The 26,460-nt window shown below is 62.0% G+C and carries 12 protein-coding genes, 2 other RNA genes and 4 pseudogenes; 6 read left to right on the forward strand and 12 right to left on the reverse strand.

Annotated features, from left to right (window positions below; translation table 11 throughout):
* Nucleotide 1: 1 nt before the first annotated feature.
* Nucleotides 2-808: an IS5 family transposase gene (locus PD885_RS18830; protein WP_002801519.1), complete on the reverse strand. Its 807-nt coding sequence runs from the start codon at nt 806-808 to the stop codon at nt 2-4.
* A 253-nt stretch (nt 809-1,061) separates the two neighbouring features.
* Nucleotides 1,062-2,444, reverse strand: a complete 1,383-nt coding sequence (locus tag PD885_RS18835) for an MFS transporter (protein WP_040762720.1) — start codon at nt 2,442-2,444, stop codon at nt 1,062-1,064.
* 157 nt (nt 2,445-2,601) lie between these two features.
* Here PD885_RS18835 and PD885_RS18840 point away from each other — a divergent pair, with 157 nt between their 5' ends.
* The 3 genes and pseudogenes from PD885_RS18840 to PD885_RS22280 form a co-directional block, all read left to right on the forward strand.
* Nucleotides 2,602-3,186: a gluconokinase gene (locus PD885_RS18840; protein ID WP_002809390.1), complete on the forward strand. Its 585-nt coding sequence runs from the start codon at nt 2,602-2,604 to the stop codon at nt 3,184-3,186.
* Between the two features lie 559 nt (nt 3,187-3,745).
* Entirely contained in the window at nt 3,746-5,473 is a 1,728-nt protein-coding gene (locus PD885_RS18845; RefSeq protein ID WP_002809388.1) for an outer membrane protein assembly factor BamB family protein, read from the forward strand.
* A gap of 64 nt (nt 5,474-5,537) precedes the next feature.
* A pseudogene (locus tag PD885_RS22280) lies at nt 5,538-5,708 on the forward strand (IS30 family transposase); the annotation flags it as partial.
* 74 nt (nt 5,709-5,782) lie between these two features.
* On the opposite strand, the gene PD885_RS18850 reads toward PD885_RS22280, so the two are convergent.
* From PD885_RS18850 to PD885_RS18865, 4 genes are all read right to left on the reverse strand, one after another.
* Nucleotides 5,783-9,910, reverse strand: coding sequence for a coiled-coil domain-containing protein (locus PD885_RS18850; protein ID WP_197685828.1), 4,128 nt, complete (start codon nt 9,908-9,910; stop codon nt 5,783-5,785).
* A 680-nt stretch (nt 9,911-10,590) separates the two neighbouring features.
* A non-coding RNA gene (locus PD885_RS18855) (sX9 sRNA) lies at nt 10,591-10,666 on the reverse strand.
* Nucleotides 10,667-10,999: 333 nt separating this feature from the next.
* On the reverse strand, nt 11,000-14,857 hold the full coding sequence (locus tag PD885_RS18860) for a translocation/assembly module TamB domain-containing protein (protein WP_002809384.1): 3,858 nt from the start codon (nt 14,855-14,857) through the stop codon (nt 11,000-11,002).
* On the reverse strand, nt 14,854-16,635 hold the full coding sequence (locus tag PD885_RS18865) for an autotransporter assembly complex protein TamA (RefSeq protein ID WP_002809383.1): 1,782 nt from the start codon (nt 16,633-16,635) through the stop codon (nt 14,854-14,856). Before PD885_RS18865 ends, PD885_RS18860 begins: the two co-directional genes overlap by 4 nt.
* Nucleotides 16,636-16,882: 247 nt before the next feature.
* On the opposite strand from PD885_RS18865, the gene PD885_RS18870 reads away from it, so the two are divergent.
* From PD885_RS18870 to PD885_RS18880, 3 genes and pseudogenes are all read left to right on the forward strand, one after another.
* Complete coding sequence (locus tag PD885_RS18870; protein ID WP_172404493.1) at nt 16,883-19,573, forward strand: TonB-dependent receptor plug domain-containing protein; 2,691 nt, start codon at nt 16,883-16,885, stop codon at nt 19,571-19,573.
* 155 nt (nt 19,574-19,728) lie between these two features.
* A non-coding RNA gene (locus PD885_RS18875) (sX9 sRNA) lies at nt 19,729-19,803 on the forward strand.
* A gap of 104 nt (nt 19,804-19,907) precedes the next feature.
* Nucleotides 19,908-20,164: pseudogene (locus tag PD885_RS18880) on the forward strand (hypothetical protein); the annotation flags it as partial.
* Nucleotides 20,165-20,307: 143 nt separating this feature from the next.
* Here the strand turns inward: PD885_RS18880 and PD885_RS18885 are convergent.
* The 6 genes and pseudogenes from PD885_RS18885 to PD885_RS18910 form a co-directional block, all read right to left on the reverse strand.
* Nucleotides 20,308-20,975 (reverse strand): annotated as a pseudogene (locus PD885_RS18885) (DUF4124 domain-containing protein).
* Entirely contained in the window at nt 20,972-21,703 is a 732-nt protein-coding gene (locus tag PD885_RS18890) for a hypothetical protein (RefSeq protein WP_040762748.1), read from the reverse strand. Before PD885_RS18890 ends, PD885_RS18885 begins: the two are co-directional and overlap by 4 nt.
* A gap of 90 nt (nt 21,704-21,793) precedes the next feature.
* A complete protein-coding gene (tsaC, locus tag PD885_RS18895) occupies nt 21,794-22,357 on the reverse strand; it encodes an L-threonylcarbamoyladenylate synthase type 1 TsaC (protein ID WP_002809372.1) in 564 nt (187 codons plus the stop codon).
* An 8-nt stretch (nt 22,358-22,365) separates the two neighbouring features.
* Nucleotides 22,366-24,858 carry a DNA topoisomerase I gene (locus PD885_RS18900; RefSeq protein WP_002809370.1) on the reverse strand — a complete coding sequence of 831 codons (2,493 nt, stop codon included), beginning with the start codon at nt 24,856-24,858 and terminating at the stop codon, nt 22,366-22,368.
* A 197-nt stretch (nt 24,859-25,055) separates the two neighbouring features.
* Nucleotides 25,056-25,332, reverse strand: a pseudogene (locus PD885_RS22860) (RDD family protein); the annotation flags it as partial.
* 169 nt (nt 25,333-25,501) lie between these two features.
* A protein-coding gene (locus tag PD885_RS18910; RefSeq protein WP_088057059.1) for an IS5 family transposase occupies nt 25,502-26,300 on the reverse strand; the annotation gives its coding sequence in 2 pieces (ribosomal slippage) (nt 25,502-26,030 and nt 26,029-26,300; 801 coding nt in all).
* Nucleotides 26,301-26,460 lie beyond the last annotated feature (160 nt).

The raw sequence follows: 26,460 nt of genomic DNA on the forward strand, positions 1-26,460 counted from the left end.
GTTATGAACTTTGAAAGAGGGTGGCTGCATTTCCAAGCATCAGGATCGTGAAGACGACGAAGTGCAAACCGGCCAAGGTTTCCGGCAATCGCTCGTAGTCGCGTGCCAGCCGTCTGAAACGATTGGCCCATCCGAAGCTGCGCTCGACAACCCAACGGCGCGGCAGCAAGACAAAGCCTTTTTTCGCTTCTTGCAGCTTGATCACGTGCAACTCAATGCCTTCTTCCGTGGCCGCCTGCGCCGGTTCTTGACCGGTGTAGCCCTGATCAACAAAGGCGATCTTGACCGTTTCACCGGTCACGTGTTGTACCTCTTGTGCCAACGATCGGACTTGCGCGCGCTCCTGCTCATTAGCCGGCGTCACCTGGACAGCGAGCAGATGTCCAAGCGTATCGACGGCCATGTGTACCTTGCTGCCTTTCTTGCGTTTATAGCCATCGTATCCAGCACGCGGCCCGCTTTCGCAGGTGGACTGCAGCGTGCGAGCATCGAAAATGACCGCGCTCGGCTGGCCTTTTTTCCCTTGCGCCACACGCAAGAGTGAGCGCAGATCACTGACCATGGCCTCAAAGCAGCCCGCTTGCAGCCAGCGCTGTGTTTGCTGATACACCGCTTCCCAGGGCGGAAAATCGTTGGGAAGCAATCGCCATGGTGCGCCGGCGCGCGCGATCCACCGCAGTGCGTTGAACATCGCGCGTAGCTCATACTTGCGCTGCGGTGCCTGCACGTCCATCAGCGTCAAATAGGGAGCCGCAAAGGCCCATTCTTCGTCGGAAATATCGGTGGAATAAGGCTTACGAGGCTTCATCCGTATACGTTAGCGTGACAAGGGCAAAGTTCATAACACGCTCTAATCGTCCACCTTTTGATACGGTGCCAGGCTGCGGCACACGATGCCGCCCAACGCTGCCTCATAGCCGCCGGACTGATGCATCCACGACATAAAAAGCCGGCATTGGGCATTGTGGTCGGGCAATAGAGCGCGTAGCGCGCGCCGTCGGCGCTGGGCGCCATCAATGTGGGCAGATCGTCGAACGCCGTCGTGGGCATTGCGGACACGGTCAGGGATGCTCCGGTTCGTCGCACTTGCGCGCGGCCAGTTCCTGTTGGATGCGGCGCAACAAGCTATCATCCAGCGAATAAAAACGCATGGTGCAGGCCGCCAGCAGCGCGACCGCCCCAGGGATCACCGTCAGCAGCAGCGCGATGCCGGTCAACGACCCATCGGACTGCGCGCTATTGGCCACATAGCCCATACCGGCCAGCACCCAAGCGATGCCGGCCGACGCCAGCGCGCCGCCGAGCTTTTGCGAAAACGTCGCCGCCGCAAACGTCATAGCGGTCGCGCGCCGGCCGGTACGCCATTCGGTGTAATCGGCGCTGTCTGCATACATCGAAAATGCCAGCGGCGACTTCGGGCCCAGCGCCAGACCGATCACCATGTTCAACGCGAAGATCGCCCACACCGCATCGGCAGGAACGAAGAACATCAGGCAGCTCAACACGCCCACCACCGCCATCAGAAGGGTCATCAAACGGCGCTTTTCCCAATGCCGCGTCAGCAATGGCGTGACCGCCGCACCCACCGCCAGCGACATCGAATACCCGCCCAGAAACAAGCCGGTCAGCTCAGGCCGCTGCACGTAGTATTTGAGGTAGTACACGCCCGCGCCACCGCGCATCACAATGGTGATAATGATGATCAGCGACAGCACGAACAGCACGCACCAGGGCTTGTTCTGCAGCAGGTCGGCGATGTCCTGGCGGATCGGCGTGCGTTGTTGCGGCGGCGGTTGCACGCGCTCGCGCGTGGTCAAGGCAACAGTGACCAAGAGCGCAACGGCCACCGCGCCGTACAGCAGCATCGTGCGCTGCCAACCCACCGCGTCGTTGCCGGCACCGAACCAGGCCACTAGATCCAGCGTGCAGTAATTAACCAACGTGGTGCCGGCGAACGCAGCGATGAAGCGCAGGCTGATCAGGCTGGTCCGTTGGCTGCTGTCGGCGACGATCACACCCGACAATGCCGAGTACGGAATGCTCACCACGGTATAGGCCAGCATCATCGCCAAAAAGCTGATCGTGGCCCACCACATGCGCCCGGTCTGATCCAACGCAGGCGTGGTGTAGGCAAGCACGCCGGTCACCGCCATGGGCACTGCGCCCCAAAACAGATACGGACGGAACTTGCCCCAGCGGCTGCGCGTGCGATCAGCCCATGCGCCCATCGCCGGATCGGCAATCGCATCGGCGATCTTGGTCAGCAACATCATGGTGCCCACGGCCGCCGCCGGCAGATGCATGGTGTCGGTGTAGAAGATCAGCACAAACGCCGAGATGTTCGCCCAGTAAAGATTCAGGCCCAGATCGCCGGCGCCGTAGCCCAGTTTTTCGCGCCAGCGCAGGCGCGCCAATGCGGCAGACGTTGCAGGCGATGACGTCATCAGCAGACCTTAGGATGCGTTGTACCTGGCCGAGCACACCGTTACGCTGGGTGCCCGCTCACTTGGCACGGAGCGCCGACGCTACACCACGCCTCGGCTGCCGCCAACGTGAAATCGGCCAACGTGCCGAATCGATCCAGAGATATGACCTGACGTGATGGAGACTGCCGCACCCGCCACGCCCGCGTCCGCTTCGCCTTTAGCCATCGTGGTGATGGGTGTATCGGGCAGCGGCAAGACCACCATTGCGCAGGCCTTGGCAGCGCATTACGGCTTCCGTTTTTTGGACGCCGACGATTATCACAGCGTGGCAGCGCGCGCGCAGATGGCCGCCGGTCAACCGCTCACCGACGCGATGCGACTGCCGTGGGTGGAGTTGTTGTCTGCCACCTTGCGCGACTGCGTGCACGCTGGCCAATCGGTAGTGCTGGCGTTCTCCGGATTACGCCGCGCCCATCGTCAACTGCTGCGCGGCAGCGGCGTGCCGATGCGCTTCGTGTTCCTGCACGCGGCACCGCACGTCATCGCCGCACGCTTGAGCGCACGCGCCGGCCACTTCATGCCACCTATGCTGTTCGACAGCCAGCTACAGACCCTGGAGTTGCCGCTGGACGAAGCGGATGTGGTGGCGGTGAATGTGGACGCCACCGCGACCGACGTGGTGCAGGATGCAACAACAAAACTGGCGCTGGTAGATACCGCTGCAGCGCAGCATGCTGCGCGTGCGCCGAAACGGGCGTGACGTGTTGTGTGTTGCGTAACGACTCTGCCGCTTGTGCACCGAGATTGCGGACTCGCTGAGAGTGACGCCACAGTAAGCACCACCACGGCATGAAAGCACATAACGCAGAATTGATGTGCACGCTTTCACGGTGCCGTTCCCCACATTGCATGCGTATCTGCTTCGATGACTGAAACGACCTTTGCAAAGAGCGTCTTCCTTTCTCCCTGCGGGGCGGACGAGGGTACGCGCGCGCCCTCGTCTCAGACATCTCTAAGGTGGCGCAAAATTTCCTGGTTACTTTTTGCAAACATCCGATTTCCACGCAAATGCGTCGCCGCCTGCACGAATCATTTTTTCTATCGCATCAATCCAAATCAAAGATGAATCATCATCATTTGTGCGAATAACGAACACATTGAACGCAAATTTTCTGAGTTGGTTTCACCGGATGCCAACGGAACCTACCGTTCAGTGAACACGGCGGCTCGTCTGTGTTGCATGGCCGCCGCAATCAGCCATCTTCCCTCGGCAGATCCGAGGGGATCCTGTACTTCCTTCCATCTATGGACATGCCGTGATGACCAATTCCAATCGCCGTTTGCGGTTTCGCAATTTGACGCTCATGCCCTGCCTGCTCGCCAGCGCAGCGGTTTTCGCCCAGTCCGGCACCACAACCGACCAACAGTCGGTGTCGTCCCTGGATACCCAGGCATTCGCGCGCTCCGGCCAGGTCTGGCGAAGCTTCGGCAACGCCCTCCCGTTCGCAAGCCCCACCAGCTGGACCACCGCCGGCGGCGGCTACTTGAATCAGCGCTTCGCGCCGGGCGAGTGGAAGATCAATCGCACCACTGCCAAGACGCTCAAACCGGCATGGACCCTGACCACCACCGGCGACATCTCGGCCACGCCAAGCGTGGAAGGCGAAACGCTCTACGTACCCGACTGGGGCGGCACGCTGTATAGCGTCGACACCCAGACCGGCAAGCCGAACTGGCAGGCCAAGCTGTCCGATTACACCGGCAATGCGAGCTCGGTGACGCGCAACACCCCGGCCATCAGCGCCAAGAGCATCATTGTCGGCGACCAGGCCGCCGGTACCTTGCTGGCGTTGGACAAGAAGACCGGCAAGCTGTTGTGGAAGACCTCGGTAGAAGCTAATCCGCAAGCGCGCATCACCTCCTCGCCGGTCATTTACGGCGACCGCATCTATGTCGGCATTTCCTCCGGCGACTGGGGCAACTTGGCGGCCAACCATACCTTCAGTTTCCGCGGCAGTGTCGTGGCGGTGGACCTCAACACCGGCCAGAAAGTGTGGCAGTTCTACAACGTGCCGAAGGGCTATACCGGCGCATCGGTGTGGGGCCAGGTGGCCATCGACCCGATCAGCCGGCGCCTGTATTTCGGTACCGGCAACAATTACAACATTCCTGCCGGCGTCGGTAACTGCGTGTCGAATGCGCGCGCCTATCGCGGTAGCGAACTCACCGTACAAGACGAACTCAACTGCATGGCGCCGGACAATTACGTCGATTCGGTGGTCTCGCTGAATCTGGATACCGGCAAGCTGGTCTGGGCTGATCGCGCGCAGGGTTACGACGCCTGGAACCTCTCCTGCATCGTCGCGCCCACCAATGGCCTGTGCCCGAACACCCAGGCAACCAACCTGACCGGGCCCGATTACGACTTCGGCGGCGCTGGTGTCAATCTGTTTACCGTGTGGCGCGACGGCAAGCCGCAGCAGCTGGTCGGTGCCGGGCAGAAGAGGGGCATCTACTATGCCTTCGACGCCAAGACCGGCGCCAAGGTGTGGTCCACCCAGGTCGGCCCGGGCGGCACTACTGGTGGCATCGAGTGGGGCACCGCGTTCGACCCGTACAAGTCGCGCGTCTACGTCGCCATCAACAATAGTGGCAACGCCACCTACACGTTGGGCCCGGACAATAGCCGCAGCCACAACGGCGGCTCGTGGGCCGCGCTGGATGCAGCAACCGGCAAGATCGTATGGCAGGTCAAGGTGCCTGGCATAAACCGCGTAAAACCAACTGTACCGGCTGGCGGTCAGGGCTCGCTGACCGTGTCGCCGAACCTGCTCTACGCCGGCTCGATGGCGGGCAACATGGTCGTACTGGATACCGACACCGGCGCCACCCTGTGGAACTACAATGCCACCGGATCGGTGATCAGCTCGCCAGCGATTGCGAACGGTGCGCTGTACTGGGGCGCCGGCTACAGCCGCTTCAACTTCGGCACTGCAGCGACCAGCAAACAGCTAACCAAGTTCGTGCCGGAGGCCGGCGGTAAGTAAGCGTTGTGCAACGCATCGTTTGCGTTGATACGCGTCGTCTAAATACAACAACGCCGCCCCAGGGCGGCGTTACTTGTCAAGCTACACCCACTTCAGCACGAGATGCCACGCGCACTTACGATGGATATGGATCGAGCAAACGCTCTACAACCGCCCGCGTAAGATACTCGGATTCAAAACGCCCCTTGACGCTTTCTCCGGGGAGTTCATCAGCAGCATTGCGAACCAGAGTTGAATCCGTCCTCAGGTGTTGATCTAAAGCGCATGGAAGAGTTGTTCAGAGCTTGCCTGGCGCAGCCATCGACGCCATCAAACTGGCGGAAACTGCACAACGGTGCGCTGACTGTCGACGTTGGAAAGTTTTTGCCAGCGCAGCAGACTCCGCCATCCCTTCATGGTGGAATCCCGTCCCCGCTCACGAACGATCAACATTAGCGGTCGCCATGTTTCTTGCATCAGTAAAATGTCGTCGATGGCGTGCTGGGCATCTTCAGCGCTTTTAGTATCCCCGCGCTGCAACGCCAGTGCCTTGATACCCCGATAACCATCGATCTCCGCTCCAGCCCGACGCTTCATCGAGTAATTGACGTTGTATTGGCAGTAGTGACTCTCTTTTTCCAGGCTGGCCACCCTTGCCTCAAAGGCATCGAGCAGCTTCGCTGCGCGCAGGCGGTTGTCTGTCGTATTGCGGCTGCCCGTCGCATCCGGTTCCAGCGTCTCGATGCAGCGCAATAACCAGGCATCACGGTTGCTCGCGATTTCAGCCAGCATATCGGCAGACTTGGAATAGTGCCGGTCGAGATCGGCATCCTGCCTGTCGCCGATCAGGAAGGGCGAAATTTCATTCTTCTCCAGCGCCCAGGCCAGATCGCGCGACATCCCAAACTGCACGCCCAGGCTCTGGCTCTGCACCCCGTATCTGCCGTCCTGCGACGGAAGCGGGGTATTAGAAATCGGTACGGCGTTCAGGTTTGAGGTCAAGCCGGCGTTCTGTTTCCCTGCATCGGACCGATTGCCGACGATACTGATGAACCCACCTGTTTCGGTACGCCTTTCGCGGATGCGCCCGGCTTCGGCGTAGGCGGAGGGCTCCAGGCCCAGGATCTGCGATGCGGCGTCGGAGCCAGCGTTGAGGCGCAGCATCGGGGTATCCACCTCAAGGCGTGCGGTCAGGGTGCGGGTGCATGTCGTACTGTCGCTTTGACTGATGGATACCTCTGGATTGCGCGCAAAAATGGACTCCAGCGGCCCTGCATACTGCCGCCCTTGTTTTGGATCCAGTACATCCCAGCGCACCATGCTATCGAGTGCGTTCAACATGTTGCTGCGCATTTCATCGTCCTTGTTACGAACCCGGAAGAAACGCATGGTGGTCGAGCTGGTGGTTGTTCCCTGGGCGGCAATACGGCCGGTCACGGCGGCGTTGAGCCCGACCCCAGGTACGACCTGTGCACCGATCCTCGCACCGATGCCGGCCTCGCCGGCATCGGTCCCGGCACTGCCGAAGGACATTTCCATGCCGAGGATCGGCATGGAAATCTGAGCGAACGCCTCATTGCTATGCGATGTTTCTAAAAACAGAATCGGCGAGGCGACCGGTGATAACGGGCCATATGGCAGCGTGGGAAGGCCCATGCCGAGCGTGCCTCCACCGCCCAGGCGCAAACGATCCCGCAACTGGCTGTTGAGGATGAAGGGTTTGAAAAACGCCACGATGTCTTCTTTGCTGCGCATGTGCTTGTGTTTCAACAACTTCACTGCAGTACTCAGATCGTCGGTGAGAAGATCATCCGTAGGAGGTGGAAGCGCAAGCGTCGTAGGCGCGATGTCGTGCACGTGCTGCTCGGCAAGCTGGAGTAATTCATAAACCGACAGCATGCCGCTGGCCATTTGTGCATGAAGTGGCAGCAGCTCGACCGACCGGGAATGTTGCAGCATATTGAATCCACGCCGGCCGCTGGCATCGATCGATTTTTCCCATTTCTGCTCCATCTGCCGCTGCTGGACAGTTGACTTCAACAGGCGGCGTATCGCCTTGCTGTCGCGTTTGTGCACAATCACCTGCGACAGGTGAGCGCCCTTTTCTTCCATCGACCTCAAGTGCTTGAGCATGGCCTGCACCGCCATGATCTGATATTGCATCTCCGGCACCGTCTGGCAGACCTTCAACGTGTCTTCCAGCCGACACATCCTGCGCGCTATCGCCTGATCGACCTGCAGCCTTGGCGAATGCAAGCCCATGCTTTCGCTTACCGCATAAGAACGATTCAGCGTGGACTTTCCGAAAGGCGTCTTCTCCAGCGTGGGAATCATTCTGCGCGGCAATGGAGCTTTCTTTATGGCGGTCTCCGCCTTGTCTTTGGATGCGCTGGACGCGGCGGCACGCATCACCCAGTGGGTGGTCGCTTTTCTCAGGCGCCGGTCGTGCTGGTCGTAGGGCGAGCCCGGAGCGTTGCTGAAATATCCGTTACGAACTGCGTTGAAGGCGGCATGATGGACATCGTCGAAAGTCTGCTGGCGTCCAACCACCGTCGCAAGGGCAACTTGTTTGGCGGTCTGCAACCATGCTTTGACGTTTAAGTCCGATTCGCTCAGTTGGGCGTCGTCGGCATTCCAAAATACCCGCAGCGCCTGTGCATTATCTGCTGGCGCAGGCGTGTCGCCTTGGTTGGACAGCAGTTGCATGATCTCCACGCCACGCGGAATCTTGGCTAGCTTCCGGCAAAGCGCCACGATGTCGCGATGGGTGTTATTGGAACCTGTCGGGCGCGTTCTCGCCGATTTGGACAGGTTCTCTGCGATACGCGGCCAATGTCCGGCACTGTGCTGATACAGTGCATCCAGAACGCTTTTCGCACGCGCCGCATCGTTGCCGGTGAGCTCTGTCAAGGCTGAGGTAACGATGTCGATGACGGCAAATGACGGTAATGGCGTTGGCGTGTCTGGCCCGGACAGGCGGGTGGCGATGCGCTGCAGTGGAGCCTGCATTTCAGCCGCATCCCGTAGCGCGACGTCCTGCGTCGCTGCGATCTGATTGGCCAGATGGTGCTCGCACAGCTGCTTGACCGCCACCTGGTCGCACCGCTCTTCGGCAGCCGACTGCTCGGCGATGAGTTGCTGTCGCGTGCGATGCAACTGTCTTTCAGCTGCGTTGATGCCAACGCGCTCACCTGCGTCCGCAGCACGTTGCCGATGCAGTGTGCCGATCTCGTCATTGAGACCAGCACACTCGGCTTCCACATGCACCAGGAGCTGCGCCAGCTGCAGATGCGTCTGCAGATTGCGTGCGTGCATATCCTGCGTCTGCGCAATAGCCGCTTCCAGATCAGCTATTTGCGCTGGATCGTTGCAAACTTGCAGTTGATTGCGCAAGGTCTGCAGACGTGTCTCGGCCTGCACCACGGCGCGCTCGGCGATGCTCCTGTCGCGTTCTTGGGACATTAACGTACGGGTCTGTTCGACCTTGGCTTCCAGGTTCTGCGTGGTGGCCGCTTGCCGGTCCATGATGCGTGCGTCCACTGCGCACAGGCCAGCTTGAAGATCGCCCAGCAATTGCCGGGAAAGGTCGGCCTGCTGCTTGGTCTGATCCTGTCGCTCGCTCAACGCACACACCCGCATGACCTCTTTGCCCTGCACCGAATCACGTAATCGTTGCAGACTCAGGCTTGCATGCGTTTCAGCCGACTGCAGGCGAACCTGTGCCTGTTCCAGGCGCTGACGGTTGTTTCGTAATTGCGCTGGATTAGCCAGAGCGGCGGCAAGCGAGGTTGGCCGGGTCGCATGCCGAATCGCCTCAAACTCTGCACGTGCCTGGGCAAGCGCAGTGAGTGCGGCATCCACGCCTTGGCGCTCATGATCCAGCCGCTCGATCAACGTAGCGGCCATGGCAGCAACGCTGGCGGGGTTGTGCTGCTGGCTCGCAGCCTCGGGTTTGGCCGGTTTTTTGCCCACGATGGTGCGCAGCGATGCAGGCTTGAGCCAAGAGCGTAGCTGGCTCCCAACACTTCGCTTGGCTGGAGGCGCCGGGCGATCCCATACTGCTGTCGGCGCTGCTTTCAGACTGGCCAGTGTCGACTCGGCAAGCTTTTTTAATTGACGGGCTTCTAGCACCAATGGATCCAGATCCGCACTGTGTGTCTCTGCAGATGGCTGGCCATTTACTGGAACACCGCTGCGCAGCGGTCGATCGATCGTCCGTCCGGTGCCTGGAATGCCGAAGTTGAAGACCGTCTGTCGTTCGGACATCTTGCCGGCGATACGCTCTTTTAACGAACGCGGCCGATTGGCATCCGGCCTGGGTCGCAGCTCCGGCGGTGGGGCCGACACGGTAAATTCAGCCCGAATATCTTGGGCAGGTCGGGCAATCGGTTCCGATGTCGATCCAACTTCGAAAGAAGCCGAAGGTGCAGTGGACGCAGGCCCGACTTTCGATTTCATGAAAGCTCCTTCGAACGCGCGTTGTTCCATTCATTGCATTCAGGTCAGAAAGTGCGCAACGCACCTCAGACCGACATTATGTTGACTTGCAAAACTTGCAACCGGGCGCTCGTGTCGGATCGTCTTGCAGACCAATGCGATGCGCGAATCTGTTCAGCCGGGCTGATCCCGGTCGGAATAACCCGGGTTGAAAGCGCGCCACCAACCTTGCTGCCGGGCAGTGGCGCGGACCAGTGCAATGCTGGGAATTCTCAGATGTCAGCGTGCGTTGCGTTTCCCCGCGCGACGCGCGCCTGCCTGATCACGACGTGCGCGGTTCTGTCAGCAACAGTCGGGCAGCTGGAATGTTTTGAAACCGCAGACCTCAGGGTGCAATTCTGGAGCCTTCGCGTATGGCCGTTGAAATACCGCGTTAAAAGTGCATTTAACCAACGGACCGGACCGCAAGTTGACAAGGACTGTCACGTTTGACTCCGCTCTAAGCTCTCGATGATGTGTGCAGCCACTGCGTTATCAATCAATCTGCACGCACAGACGCAATTTAACGATTGAAGTAACCCCGGCGGATCGATAAGCGAAGGAAATTTGCGCCAATGCGAAGTTCACTTCATGAGCAAAAGGTTTCACCTTATGCCAGAAGGTTTGGTATCGGCCATTGACTGGACGCCAACACTGAGAGTGGCTAACAAACCGTAGCGAGCAGTCGCCAGGTACGTGCGGACGGCGCGGAGGAACCGCAATATACGAGTGGTACATGCCGATTCCGAGCACCCGCCGGGCCCGCCTGGCGGTGAGCGCAGTCGTTTTGTTAGCCACTCTTAAACGCAGCCCTACACGTCAGGTCTGAGGCAACCACCTGCGCCGAGTGATGTCATCGGCCGGAGCGCCCAACGGCGTCGCTTGCCTGGACGCAAGCGCGCGCCAGCCAGCAGCCGCGCTGGCTGTGAGCAGCATGCCAGCGCAGTGTTCAATGCAGACGCCTACGTCAAGCCATGTCACGCCATGGCGACGCTGGGCGTCGTGGCAGTGCCACACACAGCACGCTGCGCTGGGTGACGAAGATAAGCGCTACGGCCAATACGACCCGGGCTATTTCTCGCGCCGCCAGTTCACCGAGCCCTTGGTTTCCACCGAGCTCGATTCGGCTTCCACGTCGAAGCCTCGGCTGAGCAGGTATTTGAGTGTCAGCACCGAGCCGCTGCCAACCATCGAGACGCCGTAGCCGACATAAAGTTTCGGCGAGAGATATTTACCGAAGCCCACGACAGATCCACCGAGCGTGCTGGATTCGCTGACGCCGGCTTCGTCCAGGCCGAGCTTGGCACCGATTTGCGAGGCGATCAGGCTGCTGCCTGCCGAGAGTGCGGCCGAGGCGGCGCTGACCTGCTGGGTTTCGTCGCTGCTGGCGGTGGACAGGCCGCGGCCGAGCACCAGGTAAGACAGCGCTTCGGACTGCGACATGGCCGGCTCCGACCATACGTCCGCACGTGGCGATTCGGCGCGTCCGCTGACATCGATACCGGCGGTGACATCGCCGATCTTGCGCTCTGCGCGCAGACTCACGCGCGGGTCGGAGACGATGTTGGAGTTCCAGGTCAGCTGGCCGCGGCTGATGGTCAGATCCTGGCCGTACGCCTTGTAGCGACCACGTACATCCAGTCCGCCGTTTGCGTTCATTTCGCGGCCCGGGCGCGCGCGGATCTGTATCTGCCCGCTCAGCCCGCCCTTCAAGCCGAAGCCGCTCATGTTGACTTTGTCGCCGAGCACGATGGCCAAGTCCATATCCAATGGCGAGGACGGCGTTGCTTCCGGATCCACCGGGTCAAGCACCACCACGTCTTCGGAGACGGAGGTGCCGCGATCCAGGCGTTCCAGGTCGATATCGGCTTCCGGCACGGTGACCTTGCCGCGCAGCTGCATGGTGTTGCCGGTGATGCCGAACTGCATGTCGGGGTTGGCGATGATGCGCAACTCGCTGGTGTTGTAGGCCAGCACGTTTTCGCCGCGGATATTGAGCAGTAGCGGTGTGGTGGTGCCGAACCACGACAGCCCGCCATCGATCGTGAGCGTGCCCTCGCCCGACTTGGCCGCGGCGGTGATCTTGGCCGAGCCATCCGGCAACGCGTCGAAGCGGCCCTTGCCCTGGCTCAGGGTCAGGCCCATCGACGGGTATTCGGCAGTGAAGTCGCTCAAGGTCGCATCGCCGCCGAGCAGCGGTTTGTCGCGGGTGCCATGCAGGCTCACATGGCCTTCGACCAGGCCCTTGGGCTGCACCACATCGGCTACCACCAGCTCCAGCCAGTACAGCCGCGACATATTGAGATACAGCTCGCCGTTGAGCGGTGCGTACGCGTCCCAACCGGTGTTGAATTTGGCATCGACAAAGCCCGCACCCTGGAAGCCGACACCGAGCTTGGCCTGGATCTGCTGCGGGGTGAAATCGGCTTGCACACTGAATTGGTCATAGCGCAGCAATTCGCCACGATTGGGATTGCCGGCGACCGCGGCGTAGCGCGTTTGGCCGAGACGAATACCACCTTCGGGCGAGGCAATACGGAACGCGCCTTCCCACGCATTACCGCGTGGCTTGAAGCTGCCATCCAGCGAGAGCTCGCCGCGCAAATAAATCTGTCGTCCTTCCTGCTTGGGCAGCCACGGTTGCACCAACGACAGCGGCAGCGCATCGGCGTGCACCACCATTCCCTCGCGCGGCCAATTGGCGTTGGCGCACAGTGCGCCGCCAGTGGCGGCGCTCACACAGGTATCGGACAAGGTAAATGCCGCGCCGTCGGTGCTGAACTGCGCCGGCCGACGCAGTGCCCAGGCATCGCCCTTGGCCGGTGCGATACGCAGCGTGGCGATTTGGCCCTGCCAGCGCTCGCCGTTGCGGCGCACATCGCCCTGCAAGGCGACGCTGGCCATGCTGTTGACGATATCGGCATCCAGGCGCAGCGCCTCCACCGCACCGCGTGCCTGCACGTGGACGCTGTCCAGTACCAGGCCGGCTTCGATGGCGGTGCCTTGCAATGCCAGTTGTCCATCGCTGCCGCGCCACGGCAGCCGGCCACGTAGGCTGATGCTCTGCGCGCTGTAATCGTTCCAGCGCAGCCCGTTACCGGCGATGTCGGCGGTAATGTCGGGTGCGTCGCGACGGCCGCTGACCTGCAGTTGCCCACGCACGATACCGGTGGCGCCAGGCAGCAAGTCGTCCAGTTGCAGCGGCTGCAACTGCGCGGCGATATCGAGCTGGTCGCCGAGCTTGCCCTTCGCATTGATGCGGCTATTGCCTAACGCCAGCTGCAATTCACCCTCGCCTTGCTCGCCGCGCAACGCGAATTTGCCATTTGCAGACAGCGCGCGCTGCCGCAGTTGGCCGGTCAAGCTCGGAATATCCGCAGTGGCCTCCAAGCCCGGCGACACGCCGCCGGCCGGCGCCGGCAGCTGGCGACCCTTGGAGGCGATCTTGCCGGACAGATTGCCGTTCCAGCCCGGTGCGAAATAGCCCGGATCGAACTTGGACAGCTGCGCGCTGACATCCCATCGCAGCTCCGGCGTCCAGCCCACCTCGCCGGTGAGATCCAGCAAGCCGCCTGGTGTTTTGGCTTGCACGTGTTTGAGCTGCGCGCGCTGATCGTTGCCACGGCTGTCGAACACCAACTCGGCCTGTTGCCCATCGCGTTCCAGCGTGGCGCGGCCGATCGCCGCCCACGCCTTCAAGGTGCCGGCCACGCCCAGACGCGCGTCGGTCAGCTTTACCGGCACCAGCGGCGCATCCGGAGTGGCTGGATCTGCAGTCGGAGTGAAACGCAAGCCACTGGCATTGACCGCGAAACGGAAGCTCGGATTCTGCGTGTCGCGGAAATCGGCGGTGCCGCGCAATTGGGTGCGGCCTTCCAAGGTATCGATCAGCAACGGTTCGACGGTCAGCACCTGATCCCGCAGGCTGATATGCGAGGGCTGCAGCGTGGCGCTTAATTCGCCCTGTTCGACACTGCCGTGCAGGTCGGCGTTGCCGCCCTTGCCGGAAGCCTGCAGGTTCAGCGCGATCGGTATGGCCGGCGCAGTGGCCTGCCCGTCTGCGGCCGGGAGCAACAGGGAGGTATCCAGCGCCGCTGTCACCGCCTTGAACGCCCAGGTGGGGTCGTCGCGCCCGGTGAACACCAGGCTGGCGTGCAGCGGTGCTGGTGCGCGGCCGGCGATGGCCACCTCCATCTTGTCCAGGTCGCCGCGTGCGACCAGCCCCAGGCTGGCCGGCGTGCGCCCGCGCGCGGCCGGCAACACGGCGGTAGCGGTGAGATCGGCGCGGTAATCGTCGTTGGGAAGATAATCGCCATGCAGGCGAAAATCGCCCATGTCGGTGTCGACTACCAAATCGCGCGTGCGCAGCTCGCCGGTGGCGGCGTCCAGCCCGCCCTGCACCTTGTGCAGGACGATCATCGGCTGCTGCAGTTGGGTGATGCGCAGATTCTCCACGTCGATCTTGTCGGCCTGGATCGCCAGCGGCACATTGATCTGCGGCAGCGACTCGGGCCAGCTGGGCAGCGTGAACGGCTCATCGCTCTTGCCCAGATTCAACGTGGCATTGCTGACCTGCACTGCATCCAGTTGCAGCTTGCGACCGAGCAGCGGGCGCAGCTCCGGCTCCAGATACACGCGCTCAGCGGTGAAGTGGATGTCCTGGTACCGGAAATCGACGTCGCGCAAGGTCAGCGGGCCGGCAACCGGGCCTTCGACCTTGCCGTAGGTAAATGTGGCGCCCACCGGCAAACGCGCCACCACCTGCGCTAGCAACACATCGCGCCCGGCGACGGTTTGCAGCAACCAATACACCGCGATCAAGGCAACCAACGCCAGGCCCAGCACGGTCAGGCCGGAGCCCGCCCAGAACCGGCGTCGGCGATAGAAACGCTCGCGGCGCGGTGCGGGGAGCGGCGTGGGTGCGCTCACAGGTTGGCCCCGATATCGATGTAAAGCTGGAACTGCGAATCCGGGTCGTTCAGGCCATGCGCGATATCCACGCGCACCGGTCCCACTGGCGAGCGCCAGCGCAGACCGAAGCCGATGCCGGTATGCCAGCTGCGGGTGTCGTCGAAGGCACTGCCGCTATCGACGAACACCGCGCCGCCCCACGGGCCATCCTTGAGGTAATGCTCGTATTCAGCGCTGGCGGTGACCACGTTCTTGGCACCAAGCGCGAATTCGTCCGGCTTGGGCGTGCGCGGGCCGACTTCTCGGAACGCATAGCCACGGATGCTGCTGGCGCCGCCGGCGAAGAAGCGCAGGCTCGGCGGTATCGCGACCAGATCACTGGTCCAGGTGGTGCCAGCTTCGCCGCGCAGGATCACCCGGCCGTTGTCGCCGGCGCCCAGGAACCAACGCAGCTGGCCATAGACCTGGCCGAAGTTGGTGTCCGAACCGGCCCCTTTGGCGCCGCCACGGATGAACATCTGCCCCGACACGCCGCTGCGTGGAAACAGGCGGTCGTCGACATTGACGTAATTGGCCTGCAGCTGCGGATAGATCAGCGTGGAGGTCTGATACACGGCATCGGTGAAATCGCTGCCGCTGCTGAAGCGCCAGCGCTCGCGCAAGGCGTTGATGGAGGCGATCGCACTCCAGCGCTCGTTGATCTGGCCACTGCGGCTGCCGGTGAGTTTGACGTTGCGCAGGTCGATGTAGTCGGTCTGTTCGTCGTACAACCGCGCCGAGGCGGTGTACCAACCGTCCAGCCAACGGAACGCCGGCACGCGGTAGCTGGTGGTCAGGCTCTTGCGGTTCTGCGCGTAGTCCAGCTGGGTGTCCATCTTGTGGCCGCGCGAGTTCATGTAGCGCCGCTCCACGCCGCCGCGCACACCGGCCCCGCTCTCGCTGCCGTAGCTCAGACCGGAGGTGTAGACGGTGCGCTTGGCGCGGGTGAGCTTCACATACACCGGCACACGGCCCTGGTCATCGGCTTGTTCCGGCCTGGGCTGGATATCGATGGTGCTGAAATAATCCAGCTTGGTCAGCGACTCGCGCAAACGATCCAGCTTGCCCTCGTGGTAGTAGCTGCCCTCATCCCAGTACACCAACGGGTCGAACAGGCCCTGGCGAAAGTAGTCATAGTCAAAGCGCACCTTGCCCATGTTGTAGCGGCGGCCGCTGTCCCAATTCAGATCGATATCGGCGGCATGCTCGGCACGCGTAACAGCGACGCGGCGCTGGGTGAAGTCGGCATCGAAGTAACCACGCTCGGCCAGACGACGCGTGATGCGCACCTTGCTGGCTTCGTACTGTGGATGACTGAAGACCTGCCCTTCGCGCGGTTCGAACTGCTTAAGGTCCTGGCCCAGGTAGCGATCTTGCTCGGCCCAGCCGGTGATCGACATATGCGACTGCCGCACGCGCACCGGCTCGCCGCGGTCCACCGTGATCACCACGATCACCTTGTCGCCAGTGCGTGGCGCTGCCAGTTCGATGGTCGGCGAGTAATAGCCGAACGGTTCCAGCGCTTCGCGCGTCTGCCGCTCGGCCTGCGCCAGCAAATACTCCATTCGCGACTCGCCCTGCTCCTTGCCGACGGCCTCGTATAGAGACAGGGAGACCTCGATGTTTTCGATCATCTCGGCGTCGTCGCCGTTGTCCAAGCCCTTGATCTCGATCTTGTCGATGGTTGCCCTGGCAACCGCTTGCAGCGGAACGAACAGGGTGCATAGCAGGGAAAGAGCAAACGCGACTTTAAGCATCGGCGAAGGATACCTAGCCTAGGCGTGAAGGGACAAAAAATCTAAGCAATCTCGACTATACGGACGCGCAGGCGCTGGTTAGAGTTGGGGTGTTGTTAACGTTTCGGTGACAGCGATTCCACGCGGCCCTCCCCCCCCCCCGATGGCCGCACTCCCTGTTTCACATCTGTTGGAGAGAGAGATCTTCATGAAGCGCCATTTATTGGTCAATGCCGTGTGCGCCACCTTGGCAATACCGTCGCTTGCAATGGCACAGAGCCAGGACAACGTGACGCAATTGAACAAGGTCACCGTGACAGGCTCGCTGATTCCCAGGGCCAAGGTCGAAACCGCCACCCCGGTGTTCTCCATCACCGCCCAGGATATCCAGCGGCGCGGCTTCAAGGATGTCTACGACGTGCTGCGCTCGCAGCCGATGGCCACCGGCGCGGTGCAGGACGGGCAGTTCAGCAACGGCTTCACCGCTGGCGCCAAATCGCTGAGACTGCTCGGTCTAGATCCGGGCTTCACCCTGGTGCTGATCGACGGCCGGCCGATGGCCGATTACCCGCTGCTCTACAACGGCCAGAGCAACTTCGTCGATCTGGCCAGCGTGCCGGTGGGGATGGTCGAACGCATCGATGTGGCGCCCGGCAACCAGTCCTCGATCTACGGATCCAGCGCGATTGCCGGTGTGGTCAACATCATCTTGAAAAAGCACATCGACGGTGTGCAGATGAATTACCGCATGAGCACCTACGACGGGGGTGGCGGCAACAACCAGCGCGTCCAGCTCACCGGCGGCAGCACCATCGGCAAGGCCGATATCGTCTGGGGCCTGCAGCTCAACAATCAGGACCCGATCTACGGCTACCAGCGGCGCCATTTCGATTCCACCTCCGACAACCCGGACCCGACCTTGCGTTATGGCTCGCGCATCGTGCTGCACAACACGCTGACCACCTACATCGACCCAGGTTCCGCAAACTGCGATGCGCTGGGCCGGCTATTCAACAGCTCGGTGCAATACGACAATAACCCCAACCGCGGCAACTTCTGCAGCAGCCGCACCGAGCCCGGCTACGCCAGCATCCTCAACAAGGAACGCAGCGCAAGCGGCTATGCAAATCTGTCCTACGCCTTCAACGACAACACCGAAGGCTACGCGACGCTGCTGCTCAATCGCACCAAGGTGGAGGTCAACAGCGGTCCGCGCTTCTGGCAGGCCTCGTCCGACACCGGTGGCTTGTTTTACAACCAGAACAGCCAGCAGCTGGAAGGTTACCAGCACGCCTTCGCGCCTGAAGAGACCGGCAACCTGGACTTCAACAACGATCGCCAAACGGCCGATTCGTACAACATCGCCGCCGGCGTCAAGGGTGGGCTGGGCAGCAGCAACTGGACCTACGATGCGTACTACGCACGCGCCGAATACCGTATCGACAGTCGCCAGCAATGGCCACTGGCCGACCGCATCGAAGACTTCTTCCGCGAACAGTTCCTTGGCGCCCAACAAGGCGAGTACGCCGGCTACCCGATCTATTCGCCCAACGATGCCAACTTCTATCGCGCGCTGACGCCAGCGCAGTACCGCAGCTTCAACGATGAGAGCCGCACCAAGTCCAGGACCTGGACCCAGAACCTCAACTTGCAGCTCACCAACACCGAGCTATTCAACTTGCCGGCCGGTGCGGTCGGTGTGGCCGGCGTGCTGCAGGCCGGCAACCAGTATTGGGGAAACCCCACCGACCAGCGGGTGATCGCTGGCGACTTCTATCAGCTGACCGGCACCCAGGGCAGCGGCAAGCGCGACAACTGGGCAGCGGCGTTCGAGACGGGCGTGCCGATCCTCAGCACGCTGAACGCCAATTTGTCCGGTCGCTTCGACGACTACAAGAACCAGGGCAGCGGTGGCGATTCCAAATTCACCTACAAGGCTGCGCTGGAATTCCGTCCGATCGATTCGCTGTTGTTCCGCGGCAACTACGCCACCGCGTTCAAGGCCCCGGACATGGCGTTCTCCTTCGCTGGCGATGGCGGCTTCTTTCAGTACGTCAACGACTATTACCGCTGCGCGGTGGAAGAGCCCGGCGTGCGGATTAACGACTGCACTTACAGCGGCACCAGCATTCAGGGCCGCAGGTCCGGTAACCCGGACCTACAGTCGATCACCGCCAAATCCTGGGGCTATGGCGTGGTGTGGTCGCCCAGCGCGCGCTTCAGCGTCAATGCCGACTACTACAACATCAAGCTCCAGCAGAAAGTCAGCGACCTGAGCAGCGACAATCTGCTACAGACCGAGTCGGCCTGCCGCCTGGGCAGCCTGGATATCAGCTCGCCCACCTGCGTGGACACGCTGTCGCGTATCGAGCGCACCGCAGCCGATACACCGGTGCCGAACCGTTTGAGCCGCATCCGCATCAACCCGGTCAACATCTCCAACGAGGAGATTTCCGGCCTGCTGGCCAAGGGCACCTACAACTGGGCCACCGAATCGTGGGGCTTGTTCGTGTTCGATGCGCAATACAATCTCACGCTCAAGCACGAAAGCCAGCAGTTCCCGCAAGACCCGGTGCGCGATCTGCTCAATGAGCCTTTCTTCTCCTCGGATTTCCGCAGCATCGCCAATGCCTCGGTGACGTGGCAAAAGGATGCCTGGACCACCACGCTGTTCGGTCAACGCAATGGCCGCACGCCCAACGCCGCAGCCCAGCAAAGCATCGATGGGTATGCAGTGGAAGACGCAGGCAAGCTAGGCGCATGGACCACCGTCAATGCAACGGTGGACTATGCGGTCAATGACGATATATCGCTGACCATGACGGTCAACAATGTGGCCAACACCCGGCCACCACGCGACCGCACCAACACCAGCTACCCCTACTACAACATCTTCAACTACACCGGCTATGGCCGCTCCTACATGCTGGAATTGAACTGGCGCTTCGGCGCGCATTGAGCCACCCGGCATCAGTATCCACCGGCAGCTGCCATGGCTGCCGGTGGTGCTTTTGATGCGGGATGTTTGGATCAGGCGAGCGTGGTCAGGCTGAGAGCGGCTATTAAAACGACTGCGCTTACCGCCAGGCGGGCGCGGCCGGTGCTCGGAACGGCATGTACCACGAGTACATTGCGGTTCCTCAGTGCCGTCCGCGCCCGGCCGGGACAGCTCGCTACGTTTTGTTAGCCACTCTAAACCGGCGTTCAATGCTGATAGAAATCAACTCTCCTCGTTCTAACAGAGAGTCTTCTTTCTTCAACGATGCATATCCATATAATGCCGGGATTGAACAAAGGCCAAGATGCTAACGCGACGGCAACGGCGCTGGATCAAACGATGCCAGACAGCGGAACTGGTGATCGAACATCTCTGCGTCGTTGCAGGCGCAAAGGCGGCCAGGGCAATGCGCTGCAAGTGCTCGGCTGCGCCGCAGGTTACAACCTGCGTTGGCTGATGCGCTGGATCGCTTTTTTGCGCGCCTGGATCCGGGGGATGGGATGGCCATCCTTGAGCACCGTGCATCGATCACCGCTGCCGATTGGTGCTTGAAGGAGGTTTTCAGAGAGGGCCAGTTATTGTGCCTTCGGTGCCTGACGTGACGCTGCGCGTTGTCGGTGGCTCGAAAAAAATCACGTGACCCAGCGCGCTGCCAGCACACGCATAGAAGTGCGCTGTCAAGTCTGCGGCTGCACTCAAGGCGTGGCAGATGGATTTGCGCAGCGGCTCTCGTCCAGCACCCGCCGCATCTGCTCGTAGCGCCGCTTGCGCTCGGCCGATTGTGTTTCGTCGGAGAAGTGCCAGGTTGCTTCGGCTTGCTCGGCACGTTTGCGCCAAGCCTCACACAGGCTTTGGTCCGGCACTGGCGCGCAGCGGTCGGTGACCACTTCGCACGCACTGCCGCCACCGATCGCCGGCCCACCGGCCAGGTTGGTGGTCTGCATGGGCAGGCAGCGCGTGGCCGGCTCGCGGTCTTCGGTAAGGTAGCGACCGTTGTCGTGCGCAGTGCATTCGAATAACGGCGGCGGAGGCAGCGGGATGTGGAGCTCATGGCCGGTGGCGTCGCTGCTGCTGGCGCTTGAGTCGCCAGCGAAGCCGCCACAGGCATCGCAGCTTGCGGAGCAGGGCGCGGCTGCGCAGCTGTTGCCACACGCGCAGGCGGTGGCGCACTCGATCCACCCGGCGCGAATGGCACCGACGCTGGCGCGGTCATCAGCTTCTTTTGCTGCTGCATGCCTTTGGGGCACGGCATGTTCTGCACCGTAAGCGCGCCGGTGGGATCGGTGCAGCGGTAGATGGCCACTTCCTGTGCTCCGGCCATCGAGGCACACGCTATCCATGACACCAGCAGCCAGCGACTCATGCGCCGCCACAATCGCGTTGCTGGCGCGCCTCGATGCCACGTTGCTCGCGGCTGAGATCCTCGCGCTCGCTCTGCAAGGCGCTGTTGTAGCGGCGGATCAGCTCCCAGCGACGGTCGGACAGGCGCGCGCAGACTTCCTGTGCGGGCAGGGCATGGCATTCGTCGCGGATCTGCACATTGCCGTAAGGCAGGATCACCGTGCCGCCGTAGCCACCGCCGTTGTAACCATTGCCGGGATAGCCACCACCGTCGTAGTTGCCTCGGCCACCACCGATGCCGCCTTGTATCCCCTCGGCCGGACGTGGTCCCGGCGGGCGCGTTCCGTGCTGCAGGCCGCCGGAAACGTAGGCCGGGACCCAGGTGGGCACCCAGCGCGGATTGCCCTCGGGGCTGTCGCTGGTGTAGCGACGGCCTTCTTCGGTCACGCATTCGTACATCGGCTGCGGCAGCTGCACGGTGATGATGCGCACCTCGCGCGGTGGCGGCTGCGGCGGCGCTACAACAGCCGGGGCGGCGGAGCGCTGCGGTCGGGGTGGCGGATCCTGCGGGCGCTGCAGGTCCAGTATCTGCTGGCGGCCACTGCTGCACGGCGCATCCTGCAGCGCGACGGTGCCGGTGCTGCTCACGCAGCGATAGAGCCGCACATTCGGATCTGCTTTGCTTGCGGCGCTGGCCGTCGACGCCGGCAGCACCGTGGCGAGCAACAGAAGGGTCAGGACGGAACGCATGGCCGCAGTTTGCGCGTCTGCCAAGCTGCGGGCAAACGGACAACCGGCTTTCGGGGTGAAGCGGACCGACAATCGGCGCGTGCCGACCGCTCAGTCGCGCAGGATCTGCCCGGTCCGTGCATCGCGGATCTGGGTTGGCTGCGCCAATGCGCCTACCTCGCCCTCCACCACGCCATCGATGCCGGCTAGCAGGGCGGGGGCCAGCGCCTGCCGGCTGCGCGCGGGCGGCTCACCGGCGAGGTTGGCGCTGGTGGATACCAGCGGAGCGCCCCAGGCGGCGCAGAGCGCCGCGACCACCGGGTGGGCGCTGATACGCACCGCCAGCCCATCATGTTCTCCAGTGACCCAGCGTGGCACCTGGGCGATGACGGGGAGTATCCAGGTATGCGGGCCAGGCCAGCTGGCCAGAACCTCTCGCTTACGTGCAGGCTCCAGCGCGTCGAAGTCCACCCAGTCGCGCAACGCCTCCACGCTGGAAGCCACTACGATCACGCCTTTGTCGACCGGGCGGCACTTGATCTCCAGCAGCCGCAACACAGCGGCTTGCTGGCGCGGGTCGCAACCCAATCCCCACACCGCTTCGGTGGGATAGGCGATCACGCCGCCCTGGGTCAGGGCAGCGATGGCACTATCCAAGCTGAGCGTGTGCTCCATGCTGCGCCTCAGCCCGCGGCCTTGCTGAGGGTCTTCTTGACCACGCGCTTGGTAGCTTTCTTGGCAGTAGTTTTCCTGGCCGTCAGCTTTTTATCAGCGGTCTTGGTCGTCGCAGTCTTGGTCGCGGTCTTCTTGACCGCAGGTTTCTTCGGCGAGGAATCCCTGACCGCGTTCTTCTTGAGCGTGGCCTTCTTCGCGCCAAAGCCCTTGCGCACCGGCTTGCCGGTGTCGGCCAGCAACTGCTGCACTTCTTCGAACGTCAACGAAGACGGCTCGCGATCCTTGGGGATCTTGCCATTGAGCTTGCCATCGCTAATGTATGGGCCGAAGCGGCCGTTGAGCACCTGAATGTCGCTGCCTTCGAAGTCCTTGATCACGCGGTTGCGTGCGATCTCTTCCTTCTCTTCGATCAGGAAAACCGCACGCTCCAGATCGATGGTGTATGGGTCGTCCTCTTTCTTCAGCGACGCATACACGCTGCCGCGGCGCACAAACGGGCCGAAGCGGCCGATGCCGACGCTGACGTCCTGCTCTTTGTCCTGACCCAGGGCGCGCGGCATCTTGAACAGTTCCAGCGCGTCTTCGATAGAAATCGAATAGATGCTCTGGCCGGGTCGCAGCGAGGCGAAGGTGGGTTTTTCTTCGTCTTCGACGGTGCCGATCTGCACCATCGGACCGAAGCGGCCGATACGTGCGCTGACTTCCTTGCCGCTGACCGGATCGGCGCCGAGCACGCGCACGCTGCCGGCATCGGTCTTGTCCAGCGAATCCTTTTTGTCCTCGACCAGTTGCTTGAACGGGCCCCAGAACTTCTCCATCAACGGGATCCATTCCGCTTCGCCACGCGAGACTGCATCCAGATCGTCTTCGAGCTTGGCGGTGAAGTCGTAATCCACGTAGCGGGTGAAATGCCCGGAAAGGAACTTGGACACCGCGCGGCCCACGTCGGTGGGGCGGAAGCTGCGGCCCTCCATTTCCACATACTTGCGGAACTGCAGGGTCTGGATGATCGAGGCGTAGGTGGACGGGCGGCCGATGCCGTATTCCTCCAGCGCCTTGACCAGCGCCGCTTCGGTGAAGCGCGGCGGCGGCTGGGTGAAATGCTGATCGGTGACGATGCGGTCCAACGGGATATTGTCGCCAGCCTTCATCAGCGGCAGCTTGCGGCCTTCGTCCTCGTCCTCGCTGCTCTTGGTGTCCTTGCCTTCTTCGTAGACTGCAAGAAAACCTGCGACCACCACGGTGGTGCCGCTGGCGCGGAACACGTGTTGACTGCCGGCGGACAGATCGACGCTGACGGTATTGAGCGTGGCCGGGATCATCTGGCAGGCGACCGCGCGGCGCCAGATCAGTTCATACAAGCGGCGCTCGTCGTCGGACAAAAAGCCCGCCACCTGTGCCGGCGTGCGCAGTGCCGAGGTCGGACGCACCGCTTCATGCGCTTCCTGCGCGTTCTTGGATTTGGTGGTGTAGGCGTTGGGCTGATCCGGCAACGAGGCGGTGCCGAAGTCGCGCGCGATGACGTCGCGGATTTCGGCCAGCGCGTCCTGCGACAGGTTCACCGAGTCGGTACGCATATAGCTGATCAGACCGACCGAGCCTTCATCGCCGAGCGCGACACCTTCGTACAATTTCTGCGCCACCTGCATGGTCTTGCGGGTGGTGAAGCCGAGCTTGCGCGAGGCTTCCTGTTGCAGCGTGGAGGTGGTGAACGGCGGGGCAGGGCGGCGCTTGCGCTCCTTGCTGGCCACATCGGTGACATGCAGCACGCCTTGTGCAGCCTGCTGGATGCGCAGCCGCGCCGCTTCGGCGGTGTCGCCGTCAGTGACTGTGAACTGTTCGAATTTCTGCCCGTCCAGCTTGATCAGACGCGCTTGGAACGGCTGCGACGGATGTCGGCAATGCGCATCGATGGACCAGTATTCGCGCGCAATGAAGGCTTCGATCTCTTCTTCGCGCTCGACGATCATGCGCAGCGCCGGCGACTGCACGCGGCCGGCGGACAGGCCGCGCTGTACCTTGCGCCACAGCACCGGCGACAAGTTGAAGCCCACCAGATAGTCGAGCGCGCGGCGCGCCTGCTGCGCATCCACCAGATCGGCAGCGATCGCGCGCGGCTTGAGCATCGCTTCCTTGATTGCGCGCGGGGTGATCTCGGTGAAAACCACCCGCTGCATCGGCTTGCCCTCGAGCAGGCCTCGCTCTTTCAGGATCTCGGCGATGTGCCAGCTGATCGCCTCACCCTCGCGGTCCGGGTCGGTCGCCAGAAAGATGTCGTCGGCGCTCTTGGCGGCACGCGCAATGGCTTCGACATGTTTCTCGTTCTTTTCGATCAGGTCGTAACGCATCGCAAAGCCGTTGTCCGGATCGACCGCGCCCTCCTTGGGGACCAAGTCGCGCACGTGCCCATACGAGGCCAGGACGGTGAAGTCCTTGCCGAGGTATTTATTGATCGTCTTGGCCTTGGCGGGCGATTCGACGATGAGCAGGTGCTTGGGCATGGTGGCAAATTCTTTGGGCAGAGCCCGGGGGGCAGGTAGCGTGGCCTAATTGGCCGGTCGAGGGAAGCGGATCGGCCGTTTCCCACACGTTAACGCCCGGGAAGGTGGCCCGGGCGTTCAGTTCTATTGTTTAGAAAGATCACGGCGGACGCCGCCGTGTCAAGCGTGGGCGCCGCGAACCGCTGGGTCTGACTCATTCAGATGACCACCAGCATGAAGGCTGCCATCACGATCGAGAGCACTAGCAGCACTGCATCAAAGGTCAGAACCACGATCGTGACCGTATCCAGTCCCTGGATTTGGGGTTCGGGATGACCGGTGAATGCCTAGCCGTCCACTACCAGCGTCTGGCGCAGCTTGTCATGCAAGGCCTGTTTGCGCGTGCTCATGCCGGCCATGAAGGCCGACACGATGATGCCGATGCCCGACGGTCAGCAGGCTGATCAGCATGTAGGCCGGGTAGCGCAACAGGGATGTTGGCGGCCACGCGTCGCCACAGACCGGCGTAGACGACGGGCGCGTCCTGCAGTGCGACGGGCGCTGCGGCGATCGCGGTGTCTCAGGCGCTCGGTAGTAGCGCACTGGCGGGTACCGGCGACGCACAGGCCGGCGTCGAAGGAGAATCTGAGGTCTTAGAGCCTGTTCACGATCTTTTGAGTAGAAGCGCCAAGAAGGCCAGATGGATGAACTGCAAGCTGGTGTTGAGTTTGCGCTCGCAGTTCTTCCACAGCCTTCGGTTTTTCTCCAGCCAGGCAAAACTGCGCTCGACGATCCAGCGCTTGGGCATGACCTTGAAGGTGTGCAGTTCGCTGCGCTTGGCAATCTGCACCGTGAGCTGCTCGCCTAGAATCTCTCGCACGCCTTCGGCAAACGGTACTCCGGTGTAACCACTGTCGCACAGCAGGCTTTGTACATGCGTCAAGTTTGACTGACAGCGCTCCAGCGCCCGCAGCGCACCTTTGCGGTCGGTCACCTCCGCCGTCGTCACCGCGATGGCATGGAGCAACCCCTGGGTATCAACAGTGATATGCCGCTTGATGCCCGACACCTTTTTGCCCGCGTCATATCCCTTTTGCCCGGCTGTGTCCGTGTTCTTGACGCTCTGCGCGTCCACGATCAAGAACCTGCTGAAGATGTTGCGCTCCTGTTTCTCGCGGGCCACGCCAACCTGATTTTTTGAGCGCCCGCTCCAGCAGGCTCACTCCTTCATCGTCGCACTCGCTCCACTTGGCAAAGTACGAGTGCACGGTCCGCCACTTCGGAAAGTCGCTGGGTAGCGCTCGCCATTGGCAACCGGTTCGCAGCACGTACAACACTGCGCACCACACCTCATACATATCCACTCGGCGTGGTTTGGTGCGCTTGCGCGCTTGTTCTAGGATCGGGAGGATGTGTTCGAAACGCTCCCGGCTCATGTCGCTCGGATAGGTTTTTTGGCGCATCCGCAGAGTCTGCACCAATCAGGAAAGATCGTGAACAGCTTCTTAGTCAGGAGCGGGCTTGATGCTGCCGGCGTGGTGGTGGTGGACCACGACGCTGGATCTGTTAGTAGGGCATGCTGGCTTGGCAGAATCTGCTGGTAGTCGAGTGCTGAATGGCGAT

Origin of the sequence: Xanthomonas fragariae, assembly GCF_900183975.1 — a bacterium.
GTDB lineage: Bacteria > Pseudomonadota > Gammaproteobacteria > Xanthomonadales > Xanthomonadaceae > Xanthomonas > Xanthomonas fragariae.

Bases quoted from the DNA above. Each gene is read 5' to 3' on its own strand.
- PD885_RS18900 (WP_002809370.1), bottom strand. From the start codon at position 24,858: ATGCCCAAGCACCTGCTCATCGTCGAATCGCCCGCCAAGGCCAAGACG.
- PD885_RS18830 (WP_002801519.1), bottom strand. From the start codon at position 808: ATGAAGCCTCGTAAGCCTTATTCCACCGATATTTCCGACGAAGAATGG.
- PD885_RS18835 (WP_040762720.1), bottom strand. From the start codon at position 2,444: ATGACGTCATCGCCTGCAACGTCTGCCGCATTGGCGCGCCTGCGCTGG.
- PD885_RS18840 (WP_002809390.1), top strand. From the start codon at position 2,602: ATGGAGACTGCCGCACCCGCCACGCCCGCGTCCGCTTCGCCTTTAGCC.
- PD885_RS18845 (WP_002809388.1), top strand. From the start codon at position 3,746: ATGACCAATTCCAATCGCCGTTTGCGGTTTCGCAATTTGACGCTCATG.
- tsaC (WP_002809372.1), bottom strand. From the start codon at position 22,357: ATGGAGCACACGCTCAGCTTGGATAGTGCCATCGCTGCCCTGACCCAG.
- PD885_RS18850 (WP_197685828.1), bottom strand. From the start codon at position 9,910: ATGAAATCGAAAGTCGGGCCTGCGTCCACTGCACCTTCGGCTTCTTTC.
- PD885_RS18865 (WP_002809383.1), bottom strand. From the start codon at position 16,635: ATGCTTAAAGTCGCGTTTGCTCTTTCCCTGCTATGCACCCTGTTCGTT.
- PD885_RS18890 (WP_040762748.1), bottom strand. From the start codon at position 21,703: ATGCGTTCCGTCCTGACCCTTCTGTTGCTCGCCACGGTGCTGCCGGCG.
- PD885_RS18870 (WP_172404493.1), top strand. From the start codon at position 16,883: ATGGCACAGAGCCAGGACAACGTGACGCAATTGAACAAGGTCACCGTG.